Here is a 23,199-nt window from a genome sequence, read left to right on the forward strand (position 1 = left end):
GCTCAGCCGGCGGCGGCGTCGATCACCGCGGCGGTCATGCGCGAGAGGCAGATGAGCTTGCCCGCATCATCCTCAATCCGGATCGTCCAGACCTGAGTCGTGCGGCCGAGCTGCTCCGCCTTCGCGGTGGCGTGGACATAGCCGTCGCGCGCGGCGCGCACGTGATTGGCGTTGATGTCGAGCCCGACCGTCACCTTGCCGTCGGGCACGGCCATCGCGCCGGCGACCGATGCGACCGTTTCGGCCAGCACCACCGAGGCGCCGCCGTGGAGGCGGCCGAAGGGCTGATGCACCTTCTTGCCGACCGGCATTCGCGCGCGCAGCCAGTCATCGCCGTGATCGGTGAACTCGATCTCCAGCAGCCCGGGGAGGACGCCCTCCCCCAATGTGTTGAGCTGCGCGAGGTCGATCGGGCGGGTCCAGATCGCCATCAGTAGGACCGTCCGATCAGCACGCGCTCGACCGCCGGGCCGCCGGTGAAGATGCAGGGTGCGCCGGGGTGGCCGGTCTGTCCCATCGGTGCGTTGCGGATGGTGAGCTTCAGCGCCTTCAGCCGCTCGACCACCTTGTCGAGTTCGGCGCCGGTCGGGCGCGACCAGGCGACGTCGGCCCAGCCGGGCTTCGCCGCGCTGTCGGCGAACATCGCCTCGACGCCGGCCCAGTCATCGACCGGGCTGATGCTGGCCTTCAGCCGCTCGGACGCCTCCTTGTGGAGCGCGACCTGGATATCCTCGAGCATTGCGCCGGCCTGTTCGACGAACGTGTCCTGCGTGACGATCGCGCTGTCGAGCTTGCCATCCTCGCGATAGAGGCGATCGCGACGGACGACCGAGACGTTGCCGCCGGCCATGTCGCGTGGGCCGACCTCGACAATGATCGGGGCGCCCTTCTTCACCCAGCCCCAACGCTTCGTCGCGGCCTTGGCGGGCTTCAGATCGAGCAGCGCGCGGACCGGCTCGCCGAGCGCGGTCTGCTTCGCGAGCGACGCCTGCAGCGCCTTGCAATAATCGACCAGCTCCGCGTCCTCAGGCTTGTCGCGCAGCATGGGGACGATCACGATCTGCCACGGGGCGATGCGCGGCGGCACGCGCAGGCCGTCGTCGTCGCCATGCACCATGATGACGCCGCCGATCATTCGGGTCGAGACGCCCCAGCTGGTGGTGTTGGCGAACTCAAGCTCGCCATTCGCATTCTGGAAGCGGATGTTCTGCGCATGGGCGAAATTGGTGCCGAGGAAGTGGCTGGTGCCCGCCTGGAGCGCCTTGCCGTCCTGCATCATCGCCTCGATCGAATAGGTCGCGACGGCGCCGGGGAAACGCTCATTCTCCGGCTTCTCGCCAGCCACCACCGGCAGCGCGAGGCAGTTTTCGGCGAAGTCGCGATAGACCTCGAGCATCTTGAGCGTCTCTTCGCGCGCCTCATCGGCGGTGGCGTGGGCGGTATGCCCTTCCTGCCAGAGGAATTCGCTGGTGCGCAGGAACATGCGGGTGCGCATTTCCCAGCGGACGACATTGGCCCATTGATTGATGAGCACGGGGAGATCGCGCCACGATTGCACCCAGCGCGAGAAGGCAGTGCCGATCACCGTCTCGCTGGTGGGGCGGACGACCAGCGGCTCCTCCAGCTTTGCCTCGGGATCGGGGGTCAGGCCGCCCTTGCCGTCGGCGACGAGGCGATGGTGAGTGACGACCGCCATCTCCTTCGCAAAGCCTTCGACATGCTCGGCCTCCTTCTCGAAATAGGAGAGCGGGATGAAGAGCGGGAAGTAGCAGTTTTCATGGCCGGTCGCCTTGATGCGATCGTCGAGCAGGCGCTGGATGCGTTCCCAGATGCCATAGCCCCATGGCCGGATGACCATGCAGCCGCGCACGCCCGATTCCTCGGCGAGGTCGGCTTCCGAAATGACGGCCTGGTACCAGGCGGCGAAATCCGCCTCGCGCGTGACGGGGAGTGCATGCTTGATCATCAGGCGCGGATAGCTTCTCGCGCGGTCGCTCGCTAGGGCCTGTTCCAATGGGTCAGGATAACGTTGTTCGCGCCATCGGCCTGCGCCTTACGTCCGTCGCGCTGTTTGCGACGATGAACGCGGTGATCAAGGTGGCGGAGGCTGAGGGTGCGGGGCTGGGCGAGATCCTGTTCTGGCGGCAATTCGGCGCGGCGTTGCTGGTGGTGTCGATCGTCGGGACGGGGCCGGGATTTGCCTCGCTCAAGACGCAGCGGTTCGGGGCGCATGTGCTTCGCTGCGTGATCGGGCTGACGGCGATGACGCTGACCTTCTGGACGTTGCTGCTGCTTCCCTTGGCGGAGGCGACGACGCTGGGGTTCTCGATGCCGATCTTTGCCACGGTGCTGGGCGCGTTGTTGCTGCACGAAGCGACCGGGTGGCGGCGCTGGGCGGCGGTGCTGGCGGGGTTCGTCGGGGTGCTGATCGTGACTCAGCCGGGGGACGGCCATATCCCGCCGCTGGGCATCGCGACGGGCCTTGGCGCGGCGTTCGGCACCGCGTGCATCTCCATCCTGCTGCGGACGCTGGGCAAGTCGGAGGCGGGGCTGACCACCGTGTTCTGGTTTTCCACGCTGTCGCTGGTGCCGCTGTCGGTGGTGTACGCCGTGTCGGTGAAGGCGCATCCGCCGCTGGTGTGGGTGCTGCTGCTTGCGATCGGCCTGCTGGGCGGGGTGGCGCAGATCGCGATGACGCGGTCGCTGCAACTGGGTGACGTCAGCCTGGTGGTGCCGATGGATTATACCGCGCTGCTGTGGGCGACGCTGTTCGGCTGGCTGGTGTTCGGGATGCTGCCGGTGCCGAGCACCTGGCTGGGCGCGCCGATCATCATCGCATCGGGCCTTTACATCGTGTGGCGCGAGCATGTGCGGCGGCAGAAGGAGACGAAGGGCGCGATTTCGATGGAGTGACGGCTTGCGGGGATGGTGATGATCGGACACCTAGCCTGACATGCCCTTCGTCACCTCGCTGGCGCTTGTCGCCGCCGCCGTCGCCCCTGCCCCTGCCGCCACCGCCGCGGATGCCGCCTTTGACGCGATCTGGCGCGCGGAATGGGCGTGGCGACAAAGCGAGGGACTGGCGGATGCTGGTCCGGGCGTGGTGGATGACCGCCTGCCCGACGTGTCCGCCGAGGCGCACGCCAGGCGGCTCGCTTATTGGAAGGGGACGCTGGCGAAGCTCGACGCGGTCGATACCAAGCGGCTGTCGCCCGACACGCTGATCGACTGGCAGGTCTATCGCGCGCAGATCGCCGCGCTGATCGACGAGGAGCAGTTCCGCGAGTGGGAGAAGCCGCTGAACGGCGACAGCGCGTTCTGGAGCGACCTGCATTATACCGCGCGCGGCAGCTTCGCCGGGGGCGAGAAGGATTATCGGCGCTATCTTAGCTGGCTGCGCACCGTGCCGCGCTACCTGGGCCAGCAGACCGACAATATGCGGCTGGGCCTGAAGCGCGGCTTCACCCCGCCCGCCGTCATCATGCAGGGCCGCGACAAGGCGGTGGAGACGATCGCCACGGCGACCGACCCGACGACGGTGGTCTATTACCAGCCGTTCGCCAAGCTGCCCGCCTCCATCCCGGCCGATCGCCGGGCGGCGTTGCAGGCCGAGGCGCGCGCGATCATCGCCGGGGAGATCGTGCCGGCGCACAAGACGCTGCTGACGTTCCTGCGCGGCGAATATTTCCCGGGCATGACCGACGAGCTGGCGGCGACGCGCTATGACAATGGCCAGGCCTATTACCGCAGCCGGATCCGCGCCTTTACCACGCTGGACATGACGCCCGACGCGATCCACGCGCTGGGCCTGGCCGAGATCGCCAAGATCCGCGCCGAGATGGAGCAGGTGAAGAAGGACGCGAAGTTCGACGGCGACCTGCCCGCGTTCCTGAAGTTCCTGCGCACCGACCCGCAATTCTACCCCAAGACCGCCGACGAGCTGATGAAGGAGGCGGCGTGGCACGCGAAGCGTTTCGACGCGATGGCGGGCAAGTGGTTCGGCCGGCTGCCGCGGCAGCGGTTCGCGATCATCGAGGTGCCGCCCGATATCGCGCCCTTCTACACCGCCGGGCGTGGTGGACCGGGAACGTATCTGGTCAACACCTATGACCTGCCGTCACGGCCGCTGTTCCAGCTGCCCGCGCTGACGCTGCATGAAAGTGCGCCCGGCCATGCGTTCCAGATGCCGCTGTCGATCGAGAACACCACGCTGAAGCCGTTCCGACGCAACAGCTATATCTCCGCCTTCGGTGAAGGATGGGCGCTGTACACCGAGCGGCTGGGCGACGAGATGGGTTTCTATCGCACGCCCTATGAGCGGTTCGGGATGCTGTCGTATCAGGCGTGGCGCGCGGCGCGGCTGGTGATCGATACGGGTATCCACGCCAAGGGCTGGACCCGCGACCAGGCGCTGCAATATTTCCGCGAGAATACCGCGCTGAGCGAGCATGAGATCACGACCGAGGTCGATCGCTACATCGGCTGGCCGGGACAGGCGCTGAGCTATTACCTGGGCCAGCTGGCGGTGCAGCGATCGCGCGCCAAGGCGGAGAAGGCGCTGGGCGACCGGTTCGACATCCGCAACTTCCACGATCTGGTGCTGAGCCTTGGCAGCGTGCCGATCCCGGTGCTGGAGGCGCGGGTCGATCGCTTCATCGCGGAAGGGGGACCATCGCCCTACCCCAAGGAACCCGCCGCCTGACGCCGAGCGTTTAGCCCGGCATGGATGACAATCTGGCGCTGGGCCTAAAACGGTCGGCCGAAATGGCCGCGGTGTTCATGATCGGCGACGGCCTGCTCGGGCTGCTGCAGCCCAAGCGGCATGTCGCGCTGTGGCGATCGGAGGTCGACGCGGTCGACGCGCTGGTCCGCCCGTTCGGCGGCCATCCGGGACGGCGGCGGCTGTACGGGATGGCGCAGATCGGCGCGGGGATCGTGCTGGCGGCGTCGCTCAGGCCGAAGCGAAGCAGCGACTGACGGTTGTCCGATCGGCCGGCGTGATCAGGAGATGATCGCGATCAGGCCGGCGAGCGTGACGGCAAGCGCGAGGCCGAACAGGATCAGCCACGGCCGCAAGGACTGCCCCTGCCGGGCGCGGCGAACCATCCCCAAGGTGCCAAGCAGCGCACCGAGCGCCATCGAGATCGGCACCACGCCGCCGAGCATCGCAATGCCGGGCTTGGGATCATCGTTGAGCGGCGGCAGGCGCAGCACATTATGCCACAAATGGACGAAGAGCAGCGAGGCGAGCAGCCCCAGCGCCGCGCCGCCGACAAGGCCGGCGGTGCCCGCCAGCACCGCCCTGCCCGTCATTTACTCGGCCGCCTCGCTGCTGACGACCGGCGCCTTCCACACCAGCTTCGGCTTGCGCGCGGCCAGCGTCTCGTCGAGGCGGCTGCGCGGCGCGAAGTGCGGCGCGGTCTTGAGGCTCTGGTCACCGGCCTTGGCGCGTTCCGCCACCGAGCGCAGCGCGCCGATGAACTGATCGAGCGCGGCCTTTGACTCCGTTTCCGTCGGCTCGACCAGCATCGCGCCATGGACGACCAGCGGGAAATACATGGTCATCGGGTGGAAGCCCTCGTCGATCAGCGCCTTGGCGACGTCGATCGTCGAGAAGCCTTCGGGGAAGCCTTCGTCCGAGAAGATCGCCTCGTGCATGCACGGGCCGGAGAAGGCGAACGGCGCGTCGAGCGTGTCCTCGAGGCTGCGCAGGACGTAATTGGCGTTGAGCACCGCATCCTCGGCGACCTGACGCAGGCCGTCGGCGCCGTGGCTGAGGATATAGGTCAGCGCGCGGGTGAACATGCCCATCTGGCCGTGGAAGGCGGTCATGCGGCCGAACGTGTCGGGGTGATCGTCGCCCGCCGTCTCTTCCTCGATCAGCGCGATATGGCCGTCCTTCATCCGCGCGGTGAAGGGCAGCGGGCCGAACGGCGCCAGCGCCTCCGACAATACGGTCGGGCCGGAGCCGGGGCCGCCGCCGCCATGCGGGGTGGAGAAGGTCTTGTGCAGGTTGATGTGCATCGCATCGACGCCAAGGTCGCCCGGACGCACGCGGCCGACGATCGCGTTGAAGTTCGCGCCGTCGCAATAGACGTAGGCGCCGGCGGCATGGACCGCATCGGAGATCGCCTTCAGATCACGCTCGAACAGGCCGCAAGTGTTGGGGTTGGTGATCATCACCGCCGCGACATCCGGGCCGAGCCGCGCCTTCAGCGCCTCGGTATCGACGCGGCCTTCCGGCGTTGCGGGGATGTCCTCCACGCTGAAGCCGGCGAAGGCGGCCGTCGCGGGGTTGGTGCCGTGGGCGCTTTCGGGGACCAGCACGACCTTGCGATGGCCCTCGCCACGCTTCTCCAGCGCCGCCTTGATGCACAGGATGCCGCACAGCTCGCCATGCGCGCCGGCCTTGGGGCTCATCGCGACGCCGTGCATGCCGGTCAGCTCGATCAGCCACACCGCCAGTTCGTTGATGACGCCGAGCGCGCCCTGCACCGTATCGACCGGCTGGAGCGGGTGGACGTCCGCAAAGCCCGGCAGGCGCGCCATCTTCTCATTGAGGCGCGGGTTGTGCTTCATCGTGCACGAGCCGAGCGGGAAGAGGCCGAGGTCGATGGCGTAATTCTGCCGGCTGAGGCGCGTATAATGGCGCACCGTCTCCGGCTCGCTGAGGCCCGGCAGGCCGATCGGCGCGGTGCGCGCGAGATTGCCGAGGCGCGCGGTGGAAACGTCGCCGCCAGCGAAGTCGACGCCGGTGGTCTGATCATCGCCGATCTCGAAGATCAGCGCCTCTTCGAGCATCAGCGCCTTGTTGCCGGTGAAGGTGGCGGGGGCGCCGCCTTCATTTGCCTGGGGGGACGTGGGCTTCCAGCCGCTCTGGTTGATGGTCATGCCAGCACCTCCTGAAGCGCGGTCGCCAGCGCCTCGATATCCTCGTCGGTCACGGTTTCGGTCACCGCCACGACCAGGCCATTCTCCAATGCGCCTTCGCCCGGATAGAGCCGGCCGAGCGATACGCCGGCGAGCACGCCGCGATCGGCGAGCGTGCGCACCAGCGGGCGCGCCTCCTGGCCGAGATCGAGCGTGAATTCGTTGAAGAAGCTGTCGTTGACGAGCCGCACGCCCGGCACCTTGGCGAGGCGATCGGCGGCGCGGCAGGCCTGGGCGTGGTTGATCCCGGCCAGCCGTCGAAGGCCAGCCTCACCCAGCAGCGTCATGTGGATCGAGAAGGCCAGCGCGCAGAGGCCGGAATTGGTGCAGATATTGCTGGTCGCCTTCTCGCGGCGAATGTGCTGCTCACGCGTGGAAAGCGTCAGCACGAAGCCGCGGCGGCCGTCGGCGTCCACCGTCTCGCCGCACAGTCGGCCGGGCATCTGGCGGACATATTTGTCCTTGCAGCCGAACAGGCCCACGTAGGGCCCGCCGAACTGGAGCCCGACGCCAATCGACTGGCCCTCGCCGACCACGATATCGGCGTCCATCTCACCCGGCGACTTGATCGCGCCGAGTGCCACCGGCTCGGTGACGACGGCGATCAGCAGCGCCTTCTTCGCGTGGCACGCGTCCGCCAGCGGCTGAAGATCGGTGATGCGGCCGAGGATGTCGGGATATTGGACGACGACGCAGCTGGTGTCGTCATCGATGCTGGCGATCAGCGAGTCGACGTCAGTCTCTGCGGTCAGCGCCGGCAGCGAGGTTTCGAGCGAGTCGCCGGTGTATTTCGCCATCGTCTTGGCGACGGAGACGTAATGCGGGTGGAGGCCGCCCGAGAGGATCGCCTTGGCGCGTTTGGTGATGCGGCGCGCCATGCCGATCGCTTCCCAGCAGGCGGTGGAGCCGTCGTACATCGATGCGTTTGCCACATCGGTCCCCAGCATTCGCGCGACCTGCGTCTGGAACTCGAACAGCATCTGCAGCGTGCCCTGCGCGATCTCCGGCTGGTAGGGCGTGTAGGCGGTCAGGAACTCGCCGCGCTGGATCAGGTGATCGACGCTGGCGGGGACATGGTGGCGGTATGCGCCGCAGCCCAGGAAGAACGGCGCCTCGCCCGCGGACAGATTCTGCCGAGCGAGCTTCGTCATGTGGCGTTCGACCGCCAGCTCGCTCGCGTGCGCGGGGAGGTTCGCGATCGGGCCGGACAGGCGCGCGGATTCGGGCACGTCGACGAACAGGTCGTCGATCGAGCCGGCACCGATGACGGCGAGCATCTCGCGGCGGTTATGGTCGGTAAGCGGTAGGTAGCGCATTCGATACACTCCTCCCCTCCCACCAGCGGGAGGGGCTGACAGGGTGTGTCACCCTCACGCGGCACAGCGCCGGCGGAGAGACCCCACCCCAACCCCTCCCCTGAAGGAGAGGGGCTAGTTGCCAATCACAGCTTCGCGACGAAGGCCTGGTAGGCGGCTTCGTCCATCAGGCCGTCGAGCTGCGACGCGTCGGACAGGGTCAGCTTGAAGAACCAGCCCTCGCCTTCCGGATCGGTGTTCACCAGGCCCGGCTCGTCAGCGAGCGCGGCGTTGCCTTCGATCACGGAGCCCGAGACCGGCGAATAGACGTCGCTGGCGGCCTTCACGCTTTCGACCACGGCTGCCTCGTCACCCTTGACGAGCGACTTGCCGGCTTCCGGCACGTCGACGAACACGATGTCGCCAAGCTGGCCCTGCGCATAATCCGAGATGCCGACCGTGCCGACATCACCGTCGACGTCGATCCACTCATGATCCTCGGTGAAATAACGGCTCATCTTACTTCGCTCCTCGGACATAGCGGTGGGGGACGAATGGCATGGGAGTAACGGTGGCGGCGTGGACCTTGCCACGCTGCGAAAGCTGGATGCGGGTGCCCGGCGTCGCCATCGCGAGCGGAACGTACGCCATGGCGATCGGTGCCCCGACGCTGGGAGCGAAGCCGCCGGACGTGACGTTGCCGACGGTGCTGCCGTCTTCATCGAGCACGGTGGCGCCCTCGCGCACCGGCTGGCGCCCTTCCACCAGCAGGCCGACCCGCTTGGTGACGGGGCCGTTCTCGCGCTCGGCCAGGATGCGCTCGGCACCGGGGAAGCCGCCTTCCTCGCGACGGCGCTTGAACAGCGCGAAACCGAGGTCCGCCATCACCGGGGTGATCTCCGGCGAGAGGTCATGACCGTAGAGCGGGAGCCCAGCCTCGAGGCGCAGCGAATCGCGTGCGCCAAGGCCGATCGGCTTCACTTCGGGCTGTTCGAGCAGCGCATCGGCGAACGCCCCGACGCCCTCCGCCGGGATCGAGATCTCGAAGCCATCCTCGCCGGTATAACCCGAGCGGCTGATCCACAGATCATGCCCCTCCCAGGTGAAAAGCGCCGCCTGCATGAACACCAAAGCATCGACGCCCGGCACCAGCCGCACCAGCGCATCCACTGCCTTGGGGCCCTGCAGCGCCAAGAGCGCATGGTCCTCCATCAGGTTCAGCGTGATGTCGTCGGGCAGATGATCGAGCATGTGCGCGATGTCGTCGTACTTGGTCGCGCCGTTGACGACCATGTAGATGCGCTCGCCATCCTCGTCTGCGGGCAGGCGCGTCAGCATCAGATCGTCGAGGATGCCGCCGTTTTCGTCGAGCAGCAGCGAATAGCGCGCGCGGTTGAGCGCGAGGCCGGCGATGTCGGCGGGCATCATCGCCTCGAGCGCGGGCACCAGCCCCTCGCCGCGGAAGGTGATCTGGCCCATGTGGCTGACATCGAACAGGCCGGCGCTTTCGCGTGTCCACAGATGTTCGGCCATGATGCCTTCGAACTGCACCGGCATCCAATAGCCCGCGAATTCGACCATCCGGCCGCCATGGGCACGATGCCACGCGTCGAGCGGCAGCGTCATGGTTTCGATGATTACGTCTTCGTCGTCGTGATCGCTCATCGCGGATCGTCCGTCTTCAAGGGCGATCGTCCCGCCGTGGTGGCGAAACGAACCGGACCCCCTCTGTCACGGAACCTGAGAGCTTTCGCACGGATAACCCGTGCTTACACCTTCGGTGGGCCACGCGTGTCAGCGGGGCCGCTTTCCAGAGCGTCGATGGGTATGCGCGGTCCCTGCTGCCTGAGAGATTCCGGGGTGGTTGCTCCTTCGGCGGCGGATCATGCCTGAAAGGCCATCCGCGCTCTCCCGCGCGCCCACGCCGGTTGCCCGGCATCGACAATTGCGCCTGTGGCGGCGCACGCGGGGCGAGTCAATCGCCCATCAGTGCTGGCGCGGCCTGCGCGCCGGCAGGGCTTAGCGCTGGGCGTTGTAGCGCAGCTGGTCCTGGGTGAGCTGGAAGCCGACCAGCGCCTCGAAGCTGGCAGCGAGCACGGCCTGACGCACCTCCGGAGTCGCCAGCGGGTCGATCGCGGCATCCTGATCGCCGGCCTTGCGCTTCCGCGTCAGTTGCTCACGAACCGAATCGGGCAAGGTCGCGGCGGCGCGGTTCACGTTTGCGCTCGCCTGGCCTGACGTGCTCGCCAGTGCCTGACCCGGCTCGAAATGGACCGAGACCGCGCCCACGCGCTTCGCCACGACCTGAGTCCCGCCGCGCACGATGGAGATGAAATAGGGCAGCGTCACGTCGCGCGGGCCGTCCGTGCGCGTGCGGCGGGCGCGCACGTCGAAGGTCACGTTGCTGACCACCTCCGCCCCGGTATCGTCGCACGTGCCGCGCACGTTGGTGAGCACCGCCGTCACGTCAATCGCGCTGGCATCGCGGCTGGTCGCCGGATCGAACAGCGTGATGTCCCCCGTGCCGACCGGCACGCCCACGACCGGACAGGCCGAGCGAACCGCCGTGATCCCGACGCCGCCGTCGAGCGAGATGTCGCCGCTCTTGGCACAGCCGCCCGCAAGCAGGAGCAGGGCGAGCGGGGCAACGCCGGCGAACCGAACGGCGGGGCGGCGAGCGTGGGTGCGAAAGGACACGTGCGGAGAAACCTCATGCAATCGGGTACGAAGTGCCCGCGCGCTCATAACCGCCTTCCGTGCGGGCAGGCAATCGCGTAAGCGGCAGGGATGACCGACAAGCCATCGCTCGAACTGCTGATCGCCGCCCCGCGCGGCTTCTGCGCCGGCGTGGATCGCGCGATCCGCATCGTCGAACTGGCGATCGAGAAACATGGCGCCCCCGTCTATGTCCGCCACGAGATCGTCCACAACAAGTTCGTCGTCGACACGCTGAAGGCGAAGGGCGCGGTGTTCGTCGAGGAACTGGACGAGGTGCCCGACGACGCGCCGGTGGTCTTTTCCGCGCATGGCGTGCCCAAGTCGGTGCCGGCCAATGCGGAGGCGCGCGGGCTGGAATATCTCGACGCCACCTGCCCGCTGGTATCCAAGGTGCACCGCCAGGCCGAACGGCTGGTCGCCGCCGGGCGCCACATCCTGTTCATCGGCCATGCCGGCCACCCCGAAGTGATCGGGACGTTCGGCCAGGTGCCCGAGGGCGCGATGACGCTGATCGAGGATGCGGCGGATGCCCAGGCGCTGCAGCCGGCCGATCCCGAGAACCTCGCCTTCCTGACGCAGACGACGCTGTCGGTGGACGATACGGCGGAGGTGGTGCGGATCCTGCAAACCCGTTTCCCGACCATGCAGGCGCCGCGCGGCGAGGACATTTGCTATGCCACGTCGAACCGCCAGGCGGCGGTAAAGGCGATCGCCAGCCAGTGCGATGCCATGCTGGTGATCGGCGCGCCCAATTCGTCCAACTCGCTGCGGCTGGTCGAGGTGGCCGAGCGCGAGGGCATCCGCGCGATGCTGGTGCAGCGCGCCGCGGACCTCGACTGGTCGTTCCTCGAAGGCGTCGGCACCCTGGGGCTGACCGCAGGCGCATCCGCCCCCGAGCTGCTGGTGCGCGAGTTGGTCGACCTGCTGTCGACCCGCTATGCCGTGACCGAGCGGGAAGAGGAAACCACCCGCGAGACGATCGCCTTCAAGCTGCCGCGGTCGCTGGAACAGGCAGCGTAGCATTATCGGACGGACGGCCGTAGCCACGGCCGGGAAGGACGCCCTGTCGATCCGCCGGGGCGAAAAGCGGGGTGTGTGTGGCGGTCTATACTCACGTGTCGGCGGAGGCGCTTGCGACGTTCCTCCTCCAGTACGATGTCGGGGAACTGGTGTCGGCCAAGGGCATCGCCGAGGGTGTCGAGAACTCGAACTACCTTGTCGATACCGCGAAGGGCCGTTTCATCCTGACGCTGTACGAGAAGCGGGTGGCGGCGGACGACCTGCCGTTCTTCATGGCGCTGCTCGACCATCTCGATGCCAAGGGGCTGCCGGTGCCGCCCGCGATCAAGGACCGCGACGGGCGCGAGATCAAGGAGCTGGAAGGGCGCCCCGCCTGCCTGATCAAGTTCCTCCCGGGCGTGTCGCTGTCGCACCCCACGCCGGCGCAGGCGCTGGCCGCCGGCGACGCAATGGGGGCGATGCACCGCGCCGTTGCCGATTTTCCGCTGACGCGCGTCAATTCGATGGGCGTGGAGAGCTGGCGCCCGCTGTTCGAGCGGTGCGGCCGCAGCCTCGATGATATCGCGCCGGGATTGTACGACGACCTCGCCTTCGCGCTGGACCACGTCGAGGCGCGCTGGTTCGCGGGGGAGCTGGACCAGAGCGCGATCCACGCAGACCTGTTCCCGGACAATGTGCTGATGCTGGGCGACAAGGTCACCGGGCTGATCGACTTCTATTTCGCGTGCACCGACATCCGCGTCTACGACCTGGCGGTGATGCACACGGCCTGGTCGTTCGACGCGCAGGGTCGTGGCTTTGACGCGCAGGTCGGCGATGCGCTGATTGCCGGCTACGAGCGGCATTTTCCGCTGTCGTCGGTGGAGCGCGCGCAGTTCACGACGCTCGCCAGCGGATCGTGCATCCGCTTCGCTTTGTCCCGCGCCTGGGACTGGCTCAACACCCCGCCCGACGCCCTGGTCGTGCGCAAGGACCCCCTCGCCTATGTCCGTCGCTTGCAACATTACGACCCCTCGCTGGTGACGCGCCTCGCATGAGTGAGATCACCAAGGTCGAGGCGTTCACCGACGGTGCGTGCAAGGGCAATCCCGGTCCCGGCGGCTGGGGCGCGGTGCTGCGCATGGGCCAGCATGAGAAGGAATTGTCGGGCGGCGAGCCGCTGACAACCAACAACCGCATGGAGCTGACCGCGGCGATCGAGGCGCTGAACGCCTTCACCCGGCCGTGCCATGTCACGGTCTATACCGACAGCCGCTATGTCATGGACGGGCTGACCAAGTGGATCCATGGCTGGAAGCGGAACGGCTGGAAGACGGCGGACAAGAAGCCGGTGAAGAATGCGGAATTGTGGCAGGCGCTGCTGGAGGCGGCGGGCCGCCACAAGGTCGAGTGGCAATGGGTGAAGGGCCACGCCGGGCACCCGGAGAATGAGCGCGCCGACCGGCTGGCCAGCGATGCGGCGGTCGAGGCCGGCAAGCGCGGCTGACCGGCGGCTGCGACGAGGCTAGTCCTTGCGGAAGCGCGCGGGGGCGTAGCGGTCCACATCGATGCCGAGCGTCGGGCGCGCTCCCAGCAGGAGCGATGCGCCGATCGATGCCGCGGCGGGGGCGGTCTGGATGCCGAACCCGCCCTGCCCGCCGAACCAGAAGAAGCCGGGCATGACGGGATCGAAGCCATAGACCGGGAGACGGTCCGGCGCGAAGCTGCGCAGGCCCGCCCATTTGCGCTCCACCTGGACGACGCGCCAGTCGACCGCCTGTTCGAACCGGTCGATCGCGATGGCGACGTCGAGCTCCTCCGGCTGCGCGTCGCCGGGCGTCGCCGGCGTCTCGTCATGCGGGCTGAGCCACAGGCGGCCACCAGCCTCCGGCTTGAAATAGAAATCACCGCCAACATGGACGATGTGGGGGATGCCGGCGGGCGGCGCAGGCTGGGTCGCCAGTTGCACCATGGTGCGGCGATAAGGCTGGATGCCGAGCGGCGCCGCGCCTGCCGTTGCAGCGACCGCATCGGCCCAGGCGCCGGCGGCGTTCACCAGCAGCGCCGCCTGATACCGGCCGCCGGGGGTTTCCAACTGCCACCCCCGGGCCGTCCACGTCGCACCGGTGAGCGGCGCGCGTAGCACCAGGCTTGCTCCGGCCCGCCGGGCGCGAGCGAGCATGGCGGCATGCAGGGCAGCCACGTCGATATAGGCGCAGCTCGGCTCCATGATGCCGATCGTCCAGCCGTCCCGCAGACCCGCGACGTGATCGCGCGGGTCGACCGGCGTCAGCGCCACCCCGCTGTTGGCAAATTCGGTCAGGAACGCATCGGCCGCGGGCGCATCGGTTGCGCGCCCGATGTGCAGCGAGCCGAGCGGCTCAAGGAAGCCTCCGCTGCGCAGCGCGTCGCCAGACGCCGTCGTCAGCGGCTGGATGCCGGCGCCGCCATAGGTTTCGGACCAGAAGGCGGCGGAGCGGCCGGTTGCGTGGTAGCCGGGCACCTCCTCCGCCTCGAGCAGCAGCACGCGCGCGCGGTCGCCGATCTCGGCCGCGAGCGAGGCGCCGGCCATGCCGGCACCGACGATCGCGATGTCGTACGTCATCCGCGCTGCCCGTCGAGGAAGGCATCAATCGCTGCCAGCGCGCGGTTACGCACGGGATCGGCCTCGCGAAGGATTTCGTGCGCCGATTCGGCGCCGAAGCGCTGCACCGTCACGTTGGGCAATCTGTCGGCCACACGCAGCGCGGCGCGCGGGTCAACCAGCCGGTCCTGCTCGGCGACCAGCATCAGGATCGGCAGGGTCAGCGTCTTCAGCCGCGGATCATTCTGCTGCGCCAGGGTGGAGGCAAAGGCGCGGGCCAGCCAGCGCCAGCTTGGCGGGCCGAGCTGAAGCTCCGGCACCTGCTGGTACCACCATTGCTCATCGGCATAGCGATCCGCGTCGGCGGTGAGCAATTGCTGTCGGCCGAAGCGGCTGCCGGGCCGTTCATTGGCCTTCCATGCCGCGCGCGCGGGGTTGCCGATCCTGCACATCGCGCGCGCCACCCAGGCCGCGACATGTGCCGGGAACGGCGAGCGAAGGCCGAGCATCGGGGCGATCAACACCGCCGCCGCCGGATCGATCACCCCGTCGAGGAGGGCGCCGAGCACCAGGTGGCCGCCCATCGAATGGCCCATGACGATGCGCGGGCCGGGCGCGTCCCAGCTGCGCCAGAAGGCGGCGAGATCGTCCACCAGCGGCGCGAAATCCTCGACATGCCCGACATGGGGGTTGGGCGACAGGCGCCCCGACCCGCCCTGCCCGCGCCAGTCGAGCGCGGTGACCGACCAGCCGGCACGATGCCAGTGATCGAACGATTCCAGATATTTCTCGAACACGTCGCCGCGACCGGTCTGGAACAGGATGGCGCCGCGCCCGCTGCCGGGCCAGTCGAAGCGCCGCAGCGGCCAGCCGTCGGGCGCGCGCCAGTAAGACACCGTCGCGTCGTCCGGTATCGCCCGGCGGATCGGGGGATGCGTGTTCATGATGAAGCGGCTTGGTTACGGTTTCGCAAGCCATTCCGTCTAGTGGCCCTTTTCCATGGGGTGGGAATTTCTTTCCTGGGCGCTGCCGCTGGGACTCGCGCTGCTGCTGGTTTCGGCCGGCATCGAAGACGCGCGTGTGCGCGAGATCGCCAATTGGAAGAACGCGGCGATCGCCTTGCTCGCGCCGCTGTGGTGGGTGTCGATCGGCATGGCGCCGTGGCCCGACATGGCGATCCAGGTCGGCGTTGCGCTGATCGTGCTCGCCGCCTTCTGCGTCGCCTTTCACTTCGGGTGGATGGGCGGCGGCGACGTGAAGATGATCGCTGCGCTGGCGCTCTGGGTACCGGTACCGGCGCTGATCCAGATCCTGCTGGTCATGTCGATCGTCGGCGGCCTCATCACAGTCGTGATGCTGATCGACCACAGAATTCGTAAGGCCGCGGGCAATCCCGAAGTCCCTTACGGAGTGGCGATCGCAATAGCCGGACTGATGATCCTGCGCGAACCGCTTCTTAACCACTTTACCTTATGATGCCACAGCATGGACAGAACTGGCCAGCGCTGATGCGAAAGGCACGATGATCAATGGATAGTCGCAAGCTCATATTGCTGGTGGGGGCACTCATCGTTGCGGCGGTGACGGCTTTCATGGCGCGCACGCTGATCATGGGCTCGAGCGCGCCGCAGGCCTCCGCCGTTCCCGGCGATCCGGCGATGGTGCCGCAGGGCCCCAAGGTGCTGGTCGCCACCCGCGCGCTGCCGGTGGGCACGATCATCGATCCGGGCGCGGTCAAGTTCCAGCCGTGGCCGGCCGAACTGGTCGAGGGCGCCTATTTCCAGGAAGGCGCCGAGTTCGACATGAAGGCGGTGATCGGCACCGTGGTGCGCAACCCGATCACGGCAGGCCAGCCGGTGACCCAGGGCGCGCTGGTGAAGCCGGGAGATCGCGGCTTCCTGGCGGCGGCGCTCGGGCCTGGCATGCGCGCCGTCACCGTGCCGGTATCGACGCAATCCTCCGTCGCTGGCTTCGTCTTTCCGGGCGACCGGATCGACCTCTTGCTGACACAGGAGGTCGAGGGTGGTGGCGACGGTCCGCCGCTGAAGGCGGCCGAGACGATCATGCGCAACCTGCGCGTGCTGGCCACCGACCAGCGCACGAGCCAGGAAAAGGACGAGGCCGGCAATACCGTCGTGCAGACCTTCTCCACCGTGACGATCGAGGCGACGCCCAAGATCGCGGAGGAAATCGCCGTGGCGCAGACGCTCGGCTCGCTGTCGCTGTCGCTGCGATCGATCGCCGACAATGCCGCCGAGCTGGAACAGGCAATCGCCTCGGGCGACGTGAAGGTGCCGGATGGTTCCGACGCCAAGGCCGAGCGCGCGATGATGCTGCAACTCGCCAGCGCGCCGCAGACGGGCAATCCCACCTATGCGGTCGGCGCCGACGTGTCGCGCTTCCAGCGCCGCACGGTGCCGGGCCGGACCGAACAGCCGGCGGCGATAGTAAGCACCGCAGGGCCGATAGCGGGGTCACCGCCCGCCACCTATCCGGGAGCGCCAGCGCGCGTGTCGGGCCCGGTGGTCCGCATCGCCCGCGGCAACAATGTGACCGAAGTGCCGGTCGGGGGGAAGAACTGAGATGCGTTTCCGCTCATCAGCCATGAAATGGCCGGCCGCCGCCGCGCTCGGCGTGGTCGCCATCGGGGGAACGCCTGCCGCGGCCCCGGCGCAGAATGCCGCCGCACGGGGGCCGTCCTCCGTCCTGCAGATCGCCACCAATCGCGGCCAGCTGATCACCCTGTCGCGACCGATGAGCGACCTATTCGTCGCCAATCCGGAGATTGCCGACGTCCAGGTCCGCTCGCCCACGCAGCTCTATGTGTTCGCCAAGAAGCCGGGTGAGACGACGATCTCCGCCACGGCGAAGGGCGGCGCGGTGGTGTATGCAAGCACGGTTCGCGTCGGCAACAATTTCGACTCGCTCAGCCAGATGCTGTCGCTCGCGATGCCGGAAGCGGCCGTCACGGCCACGACGATGAACGGCATCATCCTGCTGACCGGCACCGTCGCCAATCCCGAGGATGGCGCCGAGGCAGAGCGTCTGGTCCAGGCATTCGTCGGCGAGGAAGTGCGGGTCGTCAGCCGCCTGCGCACCGCGACGCCGCTGCAGGTCAACCTGCAGGTGCGCTTCGCCGAAGTGAGCCGCAGCTTCGTCAAGAACATCGGCAGCAACCTGTCGACGATCGACGGCTCCGGCGGGTTCAAGTTCGGCATCGGCAGCGGCCGTCCGCCGGCAAGCTACGTGACGACCGATCCCAACCTGCCACTCGGCGTCGGCCAGAGTGTTCAGGGCTATACGATCGACCCGATCACCCGCCAGATTGTGCAGCGCCCCGGGACGACGATCACGCCGGGCCGGGAGCGCACCACCATCGGCTATCTGACTAGGCTTCTTGGTCTCGACCTGGTCGGCGCGCTCGATCTGGGCGAACGGATCGGCCAGGTGACGAGCCTCGCCAACCCCAATCTGACCGCGCTTTCCGGTGAGACGGGCACCTTCCTTGCCGGTGGTGAGATCCCGATCCCGATCGCGCAGGGACTGGGCGGCGTCGGCGTCGAATATAAGCAATATGGCGTCAGCCAGGCGTACACGCCGACGGTGCTGTCGGACGGCCGCATCTCTCTGCGGGTTCGGCCGGAGGTTTCGCAGCTCGATTATTCCAACGCCGTGACCGTGGGTGGCGCCCAGGTGCCCGGCCTGACGACGCGGCGTACCGAAACGACGGTCGAACTCGGGTCCGGCCAGAGCTTCATGATCGCGGGGCTGCTGCAGAACAACCACAACAATTCGATCGAAAAGACCCCGGGCGTCGGTGACATTCCGATCCTTGGCGCGCTGTTCCGTTCCAACGGTTTCCAGCGCAACGAGACCGAGCTGGTGATCGTCATCACGCCGTATCTGGTGCAGCCGGTCAACGGCAACGACATCAAGCTGCCGACCGACGGGTACAAATCCCCCACCGATGTGGAGCGCGTGCTGCTGGGGCAATTGTCGGCCGGTACGACGGGCGGCGAGCGGCCCAAGCCGTCGCTGGAAGCCGGCCCGCCGGTCGCACCCGCAATCGGCGCGGTGACGCCGATCACGCCCGCAGCACCGCCGATGCTGCCCGGCGCCGGACCCGAGCCCAAGGCGGTCGCCGGCGACAAGGGCAAGAAGGACCGCAAGAGCAAGGGCGCCGCCCCTGCCCCCGGCTTCTCGTTCAATTGATGATCATGGTCAGGAACAGCATCATGCTCTCGCGCACTATTCTCCCCTGCCTTGCCCCCGCGCTGCTGCTCAGCGCGTGCGGCGGCACGGCCAACCGCGGCCTGGAATCGGTTCACCAGCCGGTCGTCTCGCGCGCCGACTATGCCTTTGACGTCGGGGCGGGCCCCGAGGGGCTGGCGCCCGGCGAGGCGCAACGGCTTGGCGCCTGGATGGGCTCGCTCAAGGTCGGCTACGGCGATCGGATATCGGTCGATGATCCGGCACGCGATCCGGCGACCCGCGCGGATGTGGCCGCGGCCGCAGCCCGATTTGGCCTGCTCATCGCGGACGAGGCGCCGGTCACCGCTGCGCCGATCGCGGCCGGGACGGCGCGCGTCGTCGTCAGCCGCGCGCGCGCCTCTGTGCCGGGCTGTCCGGACCACAGCCGGATGTACCAGCCCGATTTCGAGGGGCACACCGGGTCCAACCACGGCTGCGCAGTGAATTCCAATCTGGCCGCGATGGTCGCGAACCCGACTGATCTGGTGCGCGGAGAAACCACGCGCGGCCTGTCCGATCCGGCGGTCGCGACCAAGGCGATCGACCGCTTCCGCAAGGCCGAGCCGACCGGCGGCGGTGGCACCGCGGTTCGCAGCGAAAGCACGGGAGGCCAAGCGAAATGAACGCGCCATGGAAGCCGGCGGGCGCCGCCGCTCGCGAGGATTTCGTCGCCTATGTCTGCGACGAGGGGACGGCCAATACGCTGCGACCGATCGTCAGCGAACTCGGCTGGTCGGCGGAGAAGGTGCACAAGGGCGGCCTGCGCAATGCGGTGCAATCCCTGTCGGTCACCGCGTCGCCGCACATCCTGTTCGTCGACCTGGCGGAATCGGGCGATCCGCTGAACGACATCAATTCGCTTGCCGAGGTCTGCGAGCCGGGGACGATCGTGATCGCGGCGGGGCAGGTCAATGACGTCCGCCTGTACCGCGATCTCGTCGCGAGCGGCATCCAGGACTATCTGCTGAAGCCGCTGAGCGGCGACGTGCTGCGCGAGGCATTTTCCCAGGCGCAGGCGCTGCTGAACGCGCCCAAGGTGACCGACACGGCGGCGGAGCACCCGCATTGCTCGGTCGCGGTCATTGGCACGCGTGGCGGCGCCGGCGCGTCGACCATCGCGACGTCGCTGGCCTGGTTGATGAGCCAGAAGGAGCGCCGCTCCACCGCGCTGCTCGATCTCGACGTGCATTTCGGCACCGGTGCCCTCGCGCTCGATCTGGAACCCGGCCGCGGGCTGACCGACGCCATCGAGAATCCGAGCCGCATCGACGGGCTGTTCATCGAACGCGCGATGGTGCGCGCGTCGGACAAGCTGGCCGTGCTGTCGGCCGAGGCGCCGATTAATTCCCCGATCATGACCGATGGCGGCGCATTCCATCAATTGCAGGATGAGATGCGCGCCGCGTTCGAATGCACGGTCGTCGACCTGCCGCGATCGATGCTGGTGAACTACCCGCATCTGGTGAAGGATGCGCAGACGATCGTCATGGTGACCGAGTTGACGCTGGCTGCGGCGCGCGACAGCATTCGCCTGCTATCGTGGCTGAAATCCAATGCGCCGGACGCCCAGGTGCTGGTGCTGGCCAACAAGGTGCATCCCGGCCAGCAGCTGGAGATCAGCCGCAAGGATTTCGAAACCTCGATCGAGCGCAAGATCGACTTCGTGGTGCCGTTCGACCAGAAGCTGGCCGCGCAGGCCGCGAAGCTGGGCAAGCCGCTGTACGAGGTGGGCAAGGCCTCCAAGACGGTGGCGCCGATCGTCGATCTGGTGACGCGCCTGTGCTTCATTTCCGACGATAGTGCGCCGGCCAAGGCCAAGGCGCCACGTCGCGCGGGGACGTCGCTGATGGGCAAGTTTGCCGACCTCAAGGGTCTGGTGCCCAAGCGAGCCGCCAAGAAATGATCCTGCGCGGGCACCCTGAAGAGGGGCCTGCCCTGCTGTTGCCAGGAGAACGGACCAAGACATGCCCCTGTTACCGGTGATCCTTCTCGCGATCGGCGCGCTCACCACATTGGGCCTGTTGTTCTTCGCCTTGAGCGGACCGTCGACGCAGCGCGCCGGCGACCGGCGGCTGTCCGCGGTCCGCGACCGCCACTCGCCCAACGCGAACACCGCGGTCGAAGTGCAGATGCGGCGGATCACCGGGCGAACCGCGACCAGAACCGACCAGGCAGCGATGCGCTTCCTGCCCCGGCCCGAGGAGTTGCAGAAGCGCCTGGCGATGACCGGCAAGCCATGGACCGTCGGCCAATATGGCGCGACGACGCTGGGCATCTTCGTGGGAACGCTGCTGCTCCTGCTGCTGCTGGGCTTTCCGCTGCTGCTGGCGCTCTTTCTGGGCCTCGGCATGGGCGCTGGCATCCCGCACTTCGCGGTCGGCTATGTCATCAATAAGCGTGTGAAGGCGTTCAACGCCAAGTTCCCGGATGCGATCGAGCTTCTGGTGCGCGGCCTGCGCTCAGGATTGCCGATCACCGAGACGATGGCGGTCGTGGGTAGCGAGGTGGAGGGCCCCGTCGGGGAGGAGTTCCGCGCCGTCGCCGACAAGATGAAGATCGGCCGTTCGATGGACGTCGCGCTGCAGGAAACGGCAGACCGGCTGGGCACCAAGGAATTCCAGTTCTTCGTCATCACCATCGCGATCCAGCGGGAGACCGGCGGCAACCTCGCCGAAACGCTGCAGAATCTGGCGACCGTGCTGCGTCAGCGCGCGCAGATGAAGCTGAAGATCAAGGCCATGTCGTCGGAATCGAAGGCATCGGCGATGATCATCGGCGCCCTTCCGTTCATCGTGTTCATCCTGATCTGGTTCGTGAACAGCGCGTACATGCAGAACTTCTTCGTCGACCAGCGACTGATCGTCGCCGGTGTCGGGGGGATGATCTGGATGTCGATCGGCGCCTTCATCATGGCCAAGATGGTCAGCTTCGAGATCTGATATGGAACCCACGCAGACCCCAACGCTGCTCGGTGTCGACGTCCTGTGGGTCGCGACCATCCTGGCGGCGATCGCAGCCGGTGCCGTCCTCGTCGCAATCTATGCCGCGCTCAGCGTCCGCGATCCGATGGCGAAGCGCGTCAAGGCGCTGAACGACCGGCGCGAGCAGTTGAAGGCCGGCATCACCGCCTCGACCAGCAAGCGCCGGGCGAAGCTGGTCCAGAAAAGCGAGAGCGCCGACAAGATCCGCGACATCCTGGAATCGCTGAAGGTCCTGCAGGACAGCCAGGTCAAGGAAGCGCAGACCAAGCTGCTGCAGGCGGGCATCCGCAAGAAGGAATGGGCAGTCGGCGTCATCTTTGGCCGCCTTGTCCTGCCGATCGTCCTGGGCGGCTTCATGGTCTTCGTCGTCTATGGCACCGACACGTTCGGCGACTGGAGCCCGCTGAAGCGCTACGGCCTTGTCGCCTGCACCTTCATCCTCAGCTACAAGGCGCCTGACCTTTACCTGAAGAACAAGATCACCAAGCGGTCGGACGCGATCCGCAAGGGCTTGCCCGACGCGCTCGACCTGCTGGTGATCTGCGCCGAAGCGGGCCTGACGGTGGACGCGGCCTTTCACCGCGTGGCGAAGGAACTGGGCAAGGCCTATCCGGAGCTCGGCGACGAATTTGCCCTGACCGCGATCGAGCTCGGCTTCCTCACCGACCGGCGTGCGGCGTTCGAGAACTTCGCCCATCGCGTGGCGCTGGACGAGGTGAAGGGCATCGTCACCACGATGGTCCAGACCGAGAAGTACGGCACGCCGCTGGCCAGCGCGCTGCGCGTCCTCTCCGCCGAATTCCGCAACGAGCGCATGATGCGCGCGGAGGAAAAGGCGGCGCGGCTGCCGGCGATCATGACGGTGCCGTTGATCCTCTTCATCCTGCCGGTGCTGTTCATCGTCATCCTGGGGCCGGCCGCCTGCTCGATCAGCGACTCCTTCGTCAACGGCAACATATAACAGGCGGGAACGCACGATCCGCGGCATCGTTGAACCTGCGTAACAGGAGGTTCGTCATGCTCTTCAGCACCCCCACGCAGTGGCTGGCGCTTGCCGTCGCGTTGATCGCTGGCTGGCTGTTCGGTCTCGCCAGTCATCCCGGCGGGCGCAAGTGGAAGCAGCGTTATGCCGATGAGCGCGACGTCCACAGCCGCAACCGCAAGGATTTCGACAGCCGCCTGGCGGAGCGGGACGCGCGAATCAAGGAACTGGAGCGCGAGAATGCGCGCCTCGCGGCGGCAACGCCGGGCGCACCGGTTGCGCCCAGCGCACCCGTGGTCACCGAGACGCACGTCCGCGAGCCTGTCGCGCCGAACCGCACGGTGGCGCAATCGGCGGCGCGCCCCGCCGGCACGACGCGGGCGCGCTGGTTCGACTGGAACAATCGCCCCACGACGAGCAGCTGAGCGCGGCGTGATCTGCCGCTGCTGAGCTGGACGT

At 67.6% G+C, this 23,199-nt stretch carries 24 protein-coding genes and 2 riboswitches; of the genes, 14 read left to right on the plus strand and 10 right to left on the minus strand.

Features of this window, described 5'->3' with window-relative positions; genetic code table 11:
* Positions 1–2 precede the first annotated feature (2 nt).
* Entirely contained in the window at positions 3–431 is a 429-nt protein-coding gene (locus L8F96_RS08550; protein ID WP_125945741.1) for a hotdog fold thioesterase, read from the minus strand.
* The gene (gene proS / locus L8F96_RS08555; RefSeq protein ID WP_334655769.1) at positions 431–1,966 is read right to left on the minus strand and encodes a proline--tRNA ligase; all 1,536 of its coding nucleotides are present in this window, start codon (positions 1,964–1,966) and stop codon (positions 431–433) included. Before proS ends, L8F96_RS08550 begins: the two co-directional genes overlap by 1 nt.
* A 47-nt stretch (positions 1,967–2,013) precedes the next feature.
* Between proS and L8F96_RS08560 the strand changes: the two genes are divergently transcribed.
* The 3 genes from L8F96_RS08560 to L8F96_RS08570 are packed head-to-tail and all read left to right on the plus strand — an operon-like array spanning position 2,014 to position 4,977.
* Positions 2,014–2,913: a DMT family transporter gene (locus tag L8F96_RS08560; RefSeq protein WP_046410901.1), complete on the plus strand. Its 900-nt coding sequence runs from the start codon at positions 2,014–2,016 to the stop codon at positions 2,911–2,913.
* Positions 2,914–2,953: 40 nt separating this feature from the next.
* Complete coding sequence (locus L8F96_RS08565; protein WP_334655770.1) at positions 2,954–4,702, plus strand: DUF885 domain-containing protein; 1,749 nt, start codon at positions 2,954–2,956, stop codon at positions 4,700–4,702.
* A gap of 20 nt (positions 4,703–4,722) precedes the next feature.
* Positions 4,723–4,977 carry a hypothetical protein gene (locus L8F96_RS08570; protein ID WP_334655771.1) on the plus strand — a complete coding sequence of 85 codons (255 nt, stop codon included), beginning with the start codon at positions 4,723–4,725 and terminating at the stop codon, positions 4,975–4,977.
* 24 nt (positions 4,978–5,001) lie between these two features.
* Here the strand turns inward: L8F96_RS08570 and L8F96_RS08575 are convergent, their stop codons facing one another.
* The 6 genes from L8F96_RS08575 to L8F96_RS08600 form a co-directional block, all read right to left on the minus strand.
* Entirely contained in the window at positions 5,002–5,313 is a 312-nt protein-coding gene (locus L8F96_RS08575; RefSeq protein ID WP_334655772.1) for a hypothetical protein, read from the minus strand.
* Positions 5,314–6,891 carry an aminomethyl-transferring glycine dehydrogenase subunit GcvPB gene (gene gcvPB / locus L8F96_RS08580; protein WP_334655773.1) on the minus strand — a complete coding sequence of 526 codons (1,578 nt, stop codon included), beginning with the start codon at positions 6,889–6,891 and terminating at the stop codon, positions 5,314–5,316.
* Complete coding sequence (gene gcvPA, locus L8F96_RS08585) at positions 6,888–8,246, minus strand: aminomethyl-transferring glycine dehydrogenase subunit GcvPA (RefSeq protein WP_334655774.1); 1,359 nt, start codon at positions 8,244–8,246, stop codon at positions 6,888–6,890. The genes gcvPB and gcvPA overlap by 4 nt, the downstream gene beginning before the upstream one ends.
* 125 nt (positions 8,247–8,371) lie before the next feature.
* Complete coding sequence (gene gcvH, locus L8F96_RS08590) at positions 8,372–8,743, minus strand: glycine cleavage system protein GcvH (protein WP_334655775.1); 372 nt, start codon at positions 8,741–8,743, stop codon at positions 8,372–8,374.
* A gap of 1 nt (position 8,744) precedes the next feature.
* Positions 8,745–9,890 (minus strand): glycine cleavage system aminomethyltransferase GcvT, encoded by a 1,146-nt coding sequence (gene gcvT, locus L8F96_RS08595; protein ID WP_334655776.1) that lies wholly within the window; start codon positions 9,888–9,890, stop codon positions 8,745–8,747.
* Positions 9,891–9,943: 53 nt separating this feature from the next.
* A riboswitch (glycine riboswitch) is annotated at positions 9,944–10,047 on the minus strand.
* Positions 10,048–10,149, minus strand: a riboswitch (glycine riboswitch).
* Positions 10,150–10,244: 95 nt separating this feature from the next.
* Positions 10,245–10,853 (minus strand): hypothetical protein, encoded by a 609-nt coding sequence (locus tag L8F96_RS08600; protein WP_046411818.1) that lies wholly within the window; start codon positions 10,851–10,853, stop codon positions 10,245–10,247.
* Between the two features lie 159 nt (positions 10,854–11,012).
* Here L8F96_RS08600 and ispH point away from each other — a divergent pair, with 159 nt between their 5' ends.
* The 3 genes from ispH to rnhA all read left to right on the plus strand — a co-directional run bounded on the left by ispH (position 11,013) and on the right by rnhA (position 13,449).
* On the plus strand, positions 11,013–11,963 hold the full coding sequence (gene ispH, locus L8F96_RS08605) for a 4-hydroxy-3-methylbut-2-enyl diphosphate reductase (protein ID WP_046410911.1): 951 nt from the start codon (positions 11,013–11,015) through the stop codon (positions 11,961–11,963).
* A gap of 77 nt (positions 11,964–12,040) precedes the next feature.
* Complete coding sequence (gene thrB, locus L8F96_RS08610; protein WP_334655777.1) at positions 12,041–13,000, plus strand: homoserine kinase; 960 nt, start codon at positions 12,041–12,043, stop codon at positions 12,998–13,000.
* Positions 12,997–13,449 (plus strand): ribonuclease HI, encoded by a 453-nt coding sequence (gene rnhA, locus L8F96_RS08615; protein WP_301089882.1) that lies wholly within the window; start codon positions 12,997–12,999, stop codon positions 13,447–13,449. Before thrB ends, rnhA begins: the two co-directional genes overlap by 4 nt.
* Before the next feature lie 18 nt (positions 13,450–13,467).
* Here rnhA and L8F96_RS08620 read toward each other — a convergent pair whose 3' ends face one another.
* Positions 13,468–14,547 (minus strand): NAD(P)/FAD-dependent oxidoreductase, encoded by a 1,080-nt coding sequence (locus tag L8F96_RS08620; RefSeq protein ID WP_046410916.1) that lies wholly within the window; start codon positions 14,545–14,547, stop codon positions 13,468–13,470.
* Entirely contained in the window at positions 14,544–15,470 is a 927-nt protein-coding gene (locus tag L8F96_RS08625; RefSeq protein ID WP_334655778.1) for an alpha/beta hydrolase, read from the minus strand. The genes L8F96_RS08620 and L8F96_RS08625 overlap by 4 nt, the downstream gene beginning before the upstream one ends.
* Before the next feature lie 55 nt (positions 15,471–15,525).
* On the opposite strand from L8F96_RS08625, the gene L8F96_RS08630 reads away from it, so the two are divergent.
* The 8 genes from L8F96_RS08630 to L8F96_RS08665 all read left to right on the plus strand — a co-directional run bounded on the left by L8F96_RS08630 (position 15,526) and on the right by L8F96_RS08665 (position 23,165).
* Positions 15,526–16,002 (plus strand): A24 family peptidase, encoded by a 477-nt coding sequence (locus L8F96_RS08630; RefSeq protein WP_334655779.1) that lies wholly within the window; start codon positions 15,526–15,528, stop codon positions 16,000–16,002.
* 53 nt (positions 16,003–16,055) lie between these two features.
* A complete protein-coding gene (gene cpaB, locus L8F96_RS08635) occupies positions 16,056–17,108 on the plus strand; it encodes a Flp pilus assembly protein CpaB (RefSeq protein ID WP_125945754.1) in 1,053 nt (350 codons plus the stop codon).
* A 1-nt stretch (position 17,109) separates the two neighbouring features.
* Positions 17,110–18,738 (plus strand): type II and III secretion system protein family protein, encoded by a 1,629-nt coding sequence (locus L8F96_RS08640; RefSeq protein WP_334655780.1) that lies wholly within the window; start codon positions 17,110–17,112, stop codon positions 18,736–18,738.
* A 23-nt stretch (positions 18,739–18,761) separates the two neighbouring features.
* Complete coding sequence (locus L8F96_RS08645; protein WP_082103256.1) at positions 18,762–19,400, plus strand: CpaD family pilus assembly lipoprotein; 639 nt, start codon at positions 18,762–18,764, stop codon at positions 19,398–19,400.
* Complete coding sequence (locus L8F96_RS08650) at positions 19,397–20,680, plus strand: pilus assembly protein CpaE (RefSeq protein ID WP_334655781.1); 1,284 nt, start codon at positions 19,397–19,399, stop codon at positions 20,678–20,680. Before L8F96_RS08645 ends, L8F96_RS08650 begins: the two co-directional genes overlap by 4 nt.
* A 61-nt stretch (positions 20,681–20,741) precedes the next feature.
* A complete protein-coding gene (locus L8F96_RS08655; protein ID WP_046410928.1) occupies positions 20,742–21,716 on the plus strand; it encodes a type II secretion system F family protein in 975 nt (324 codons plus the stop codon).
* Position 21,717: 1 nt separating this feature from the next.
* On the plus strand, positions 21,718–22,719 hold the full coding sequence (locus tag L8F96_RS08660; protein ID WP_046410929.1) for a type II secretion system F family protein: 1,002 nt from the start codon (positions 21,718–21,720) through the stop codon (positions 22,717–22,719).
* A gap of 56 nt (positions 22,720–22,775) precedes the next feature.
* Positions 22,776–23,165 carry a hypothetical protein gene (locus L8F96_RS08665; protein ID WP_334655782.1) on the plus strand — a complete coding sequence of 130 codons (390 nt, stop codon included), beginning with the start codon at positions 22,776–22,778 and terminating at the stop codon, positions 23,163–23,165.
* The last annotated feature ends 34 nt before the right edge of the window (positions 23,166–23,199 follow it).

Source organism: Sphingomonas panaciterrae (assembly GCF_036890205.1).
Classification (GTDB): domain Bacteria; phylum Pseudomonadota; class Alphaproteobacteria; order Sphingomonadales; family Sphingomonadaceae; genus Sphingomonas; species Sphingomonas panaciterrae.

Bases quoted from the DNA above. Each gene is read 5' to 3' on its own strand.
- L8F96_RS08550 (WP_125945741.1), bottom strand. From the start codon at position 431: ATGGCGATCTGGACCCGCCCGATCGACCTCGCGCAGCTCAACACATTG.
- proS (WP_334655769.1), bottom strand. From the start codon at position 1,966: ATGATCAAGCATGCACTCCCCGTCACGCGCGAGGCGGATTTCGCCGCC.
- L8F96_RS08560 (WP_046410901.1), top strand. From the start codon at position 2,014: ATGGGTCAGGATAACGTTGTTCGCGCCATCGGCCTGCGCCTTACGTCC.
- L8F96_RS08565 (WP_334655770.1), top strand. From the start codon at position 2,954: ATGCCCTTCGTCACCTCGCTGGCGCTTGTCGCCGCCGCCGTCGCCCCT.
- L8F96_RS08570 (WP_334655771.1), top strand. From the start codon at position 4,723: ATGGATGACAATCTGGCGCTGGGCCTAAAACGGTCGGCCGAAATGGCC.
- L8F96_RS08575 (WP_334655772.1), bottom strand. From the start codon at position 5,313: ATGACGGGCAGGGCGGTGCTGGCGGGCACCGCCGGCCTTGTCGGCGGC.
- gcvPB (WP_334655773.1), bottom strand. From the start codon at position 6,891: ATGACCATCAACCAGAGCGGCTGGAAGCCCACGTCCCCCCAGGCAAAT.
- gcvPA (WP_334655774.1), bottom strand. From the start codon at position 8,246: ATGCGCTACCTACCGCTTACCGACCATAACCGCCGCGAGATGCTCGCC.
- gcvH (WP_334655775.1), bottom strand. From the start codon at position 8,743: ATGAGCCGTTATTTCACCGAGGATCATGAGTGGATCGACGTCGACGGT.
- gcvT (WP_334655776.1), bottom strand. From the start codon at position 9,890: ATGAGCGATCACGACGACGAAGACGTAATCATCGAAACCATGACGCTG.
- ispH (WP_046410911.1), top strand. From the start codon at position 11,013: ATGACCGACAAGCCATCGCTCGAACTGCTGATCGCCGCCCCGCGCGGC.
- rnhA (WP_301089882.1), top strand. From the start codon at position 12,997: ATGAGTGAGATCACCAAGGTCGAGGCGTTCACCGACGGTGCGTGCAAG.
- L8F96_RS08620 (WP_046410916.1), bottom strand. From the start codon at position 14,547: ATGACGTACGACATCGCGATCGTCGGTGCCGGCATGGCCGGCGCCTCG.
- L8F96_RS08625 (WP_334655778.1), bottom strand. From the start codon at position 15,470: ATGAACACGCATCCCCCGATCCGCCGGGCGATACCGGACGACGCGACG.
- L8F96_RS08630 (WP_334655779.1), top strand. From the start codon at position 15,526: ATGGGGTGGGAATTTCTTTCCTGGGCGCTGCCGCTGGGACTCGCGCTG.
- cpaB (WP_125945754.1), top strand. From the start codon at position 16,056: ATGGATAGTCGCAAGCTCATATTGCTGGTGGGGGCACTCATCGTTGCG.
- L8F96_RS08640 (WP_334655780.1), top strand. From the start codon at position 17,110: ATGCGTTTCCGCTCATCAGCCATGAAATGGCCGGCCGCCGCCGCGCTC.
- L8F96_RS08645 (WP_082103256.1), top strand. From the start codon at position 18,762: ATGCTCTCGCGCACTATTCTCCCCTGCCTTGCCCCCGCGCTGCTGCTC.
- L8F96_RS08650 (WP_334655781.1), top strand. From the start codon at position 19,397: ATGAACGCGCCATGGAAGCCGGCGGGCGCCGCCGCTCGCGAGGATTTC.
- L8F96_RS08655 (WP_046410928.1), top strand. From the start codon at position 20,742: ATGCCCCTGTTACCGGTGATCCTTCTCGCGATCGGCGCGCTCACCACA.
- L8F96_RS08660 (WP_046410929.1), top strand. From the start codon at position 21,718: ATGGAACCCACGCAGACCCCAACGCTGCTCGGTGTCGACGTCCTGTGG.
- L8F96_RS08665 (WP_334655782.1), top strand. From the start codon at position 22,776: ATGCTCTTCAGCACCCCCACGCAGTGGCTGGCGCTTGCCGTCGCGTTG.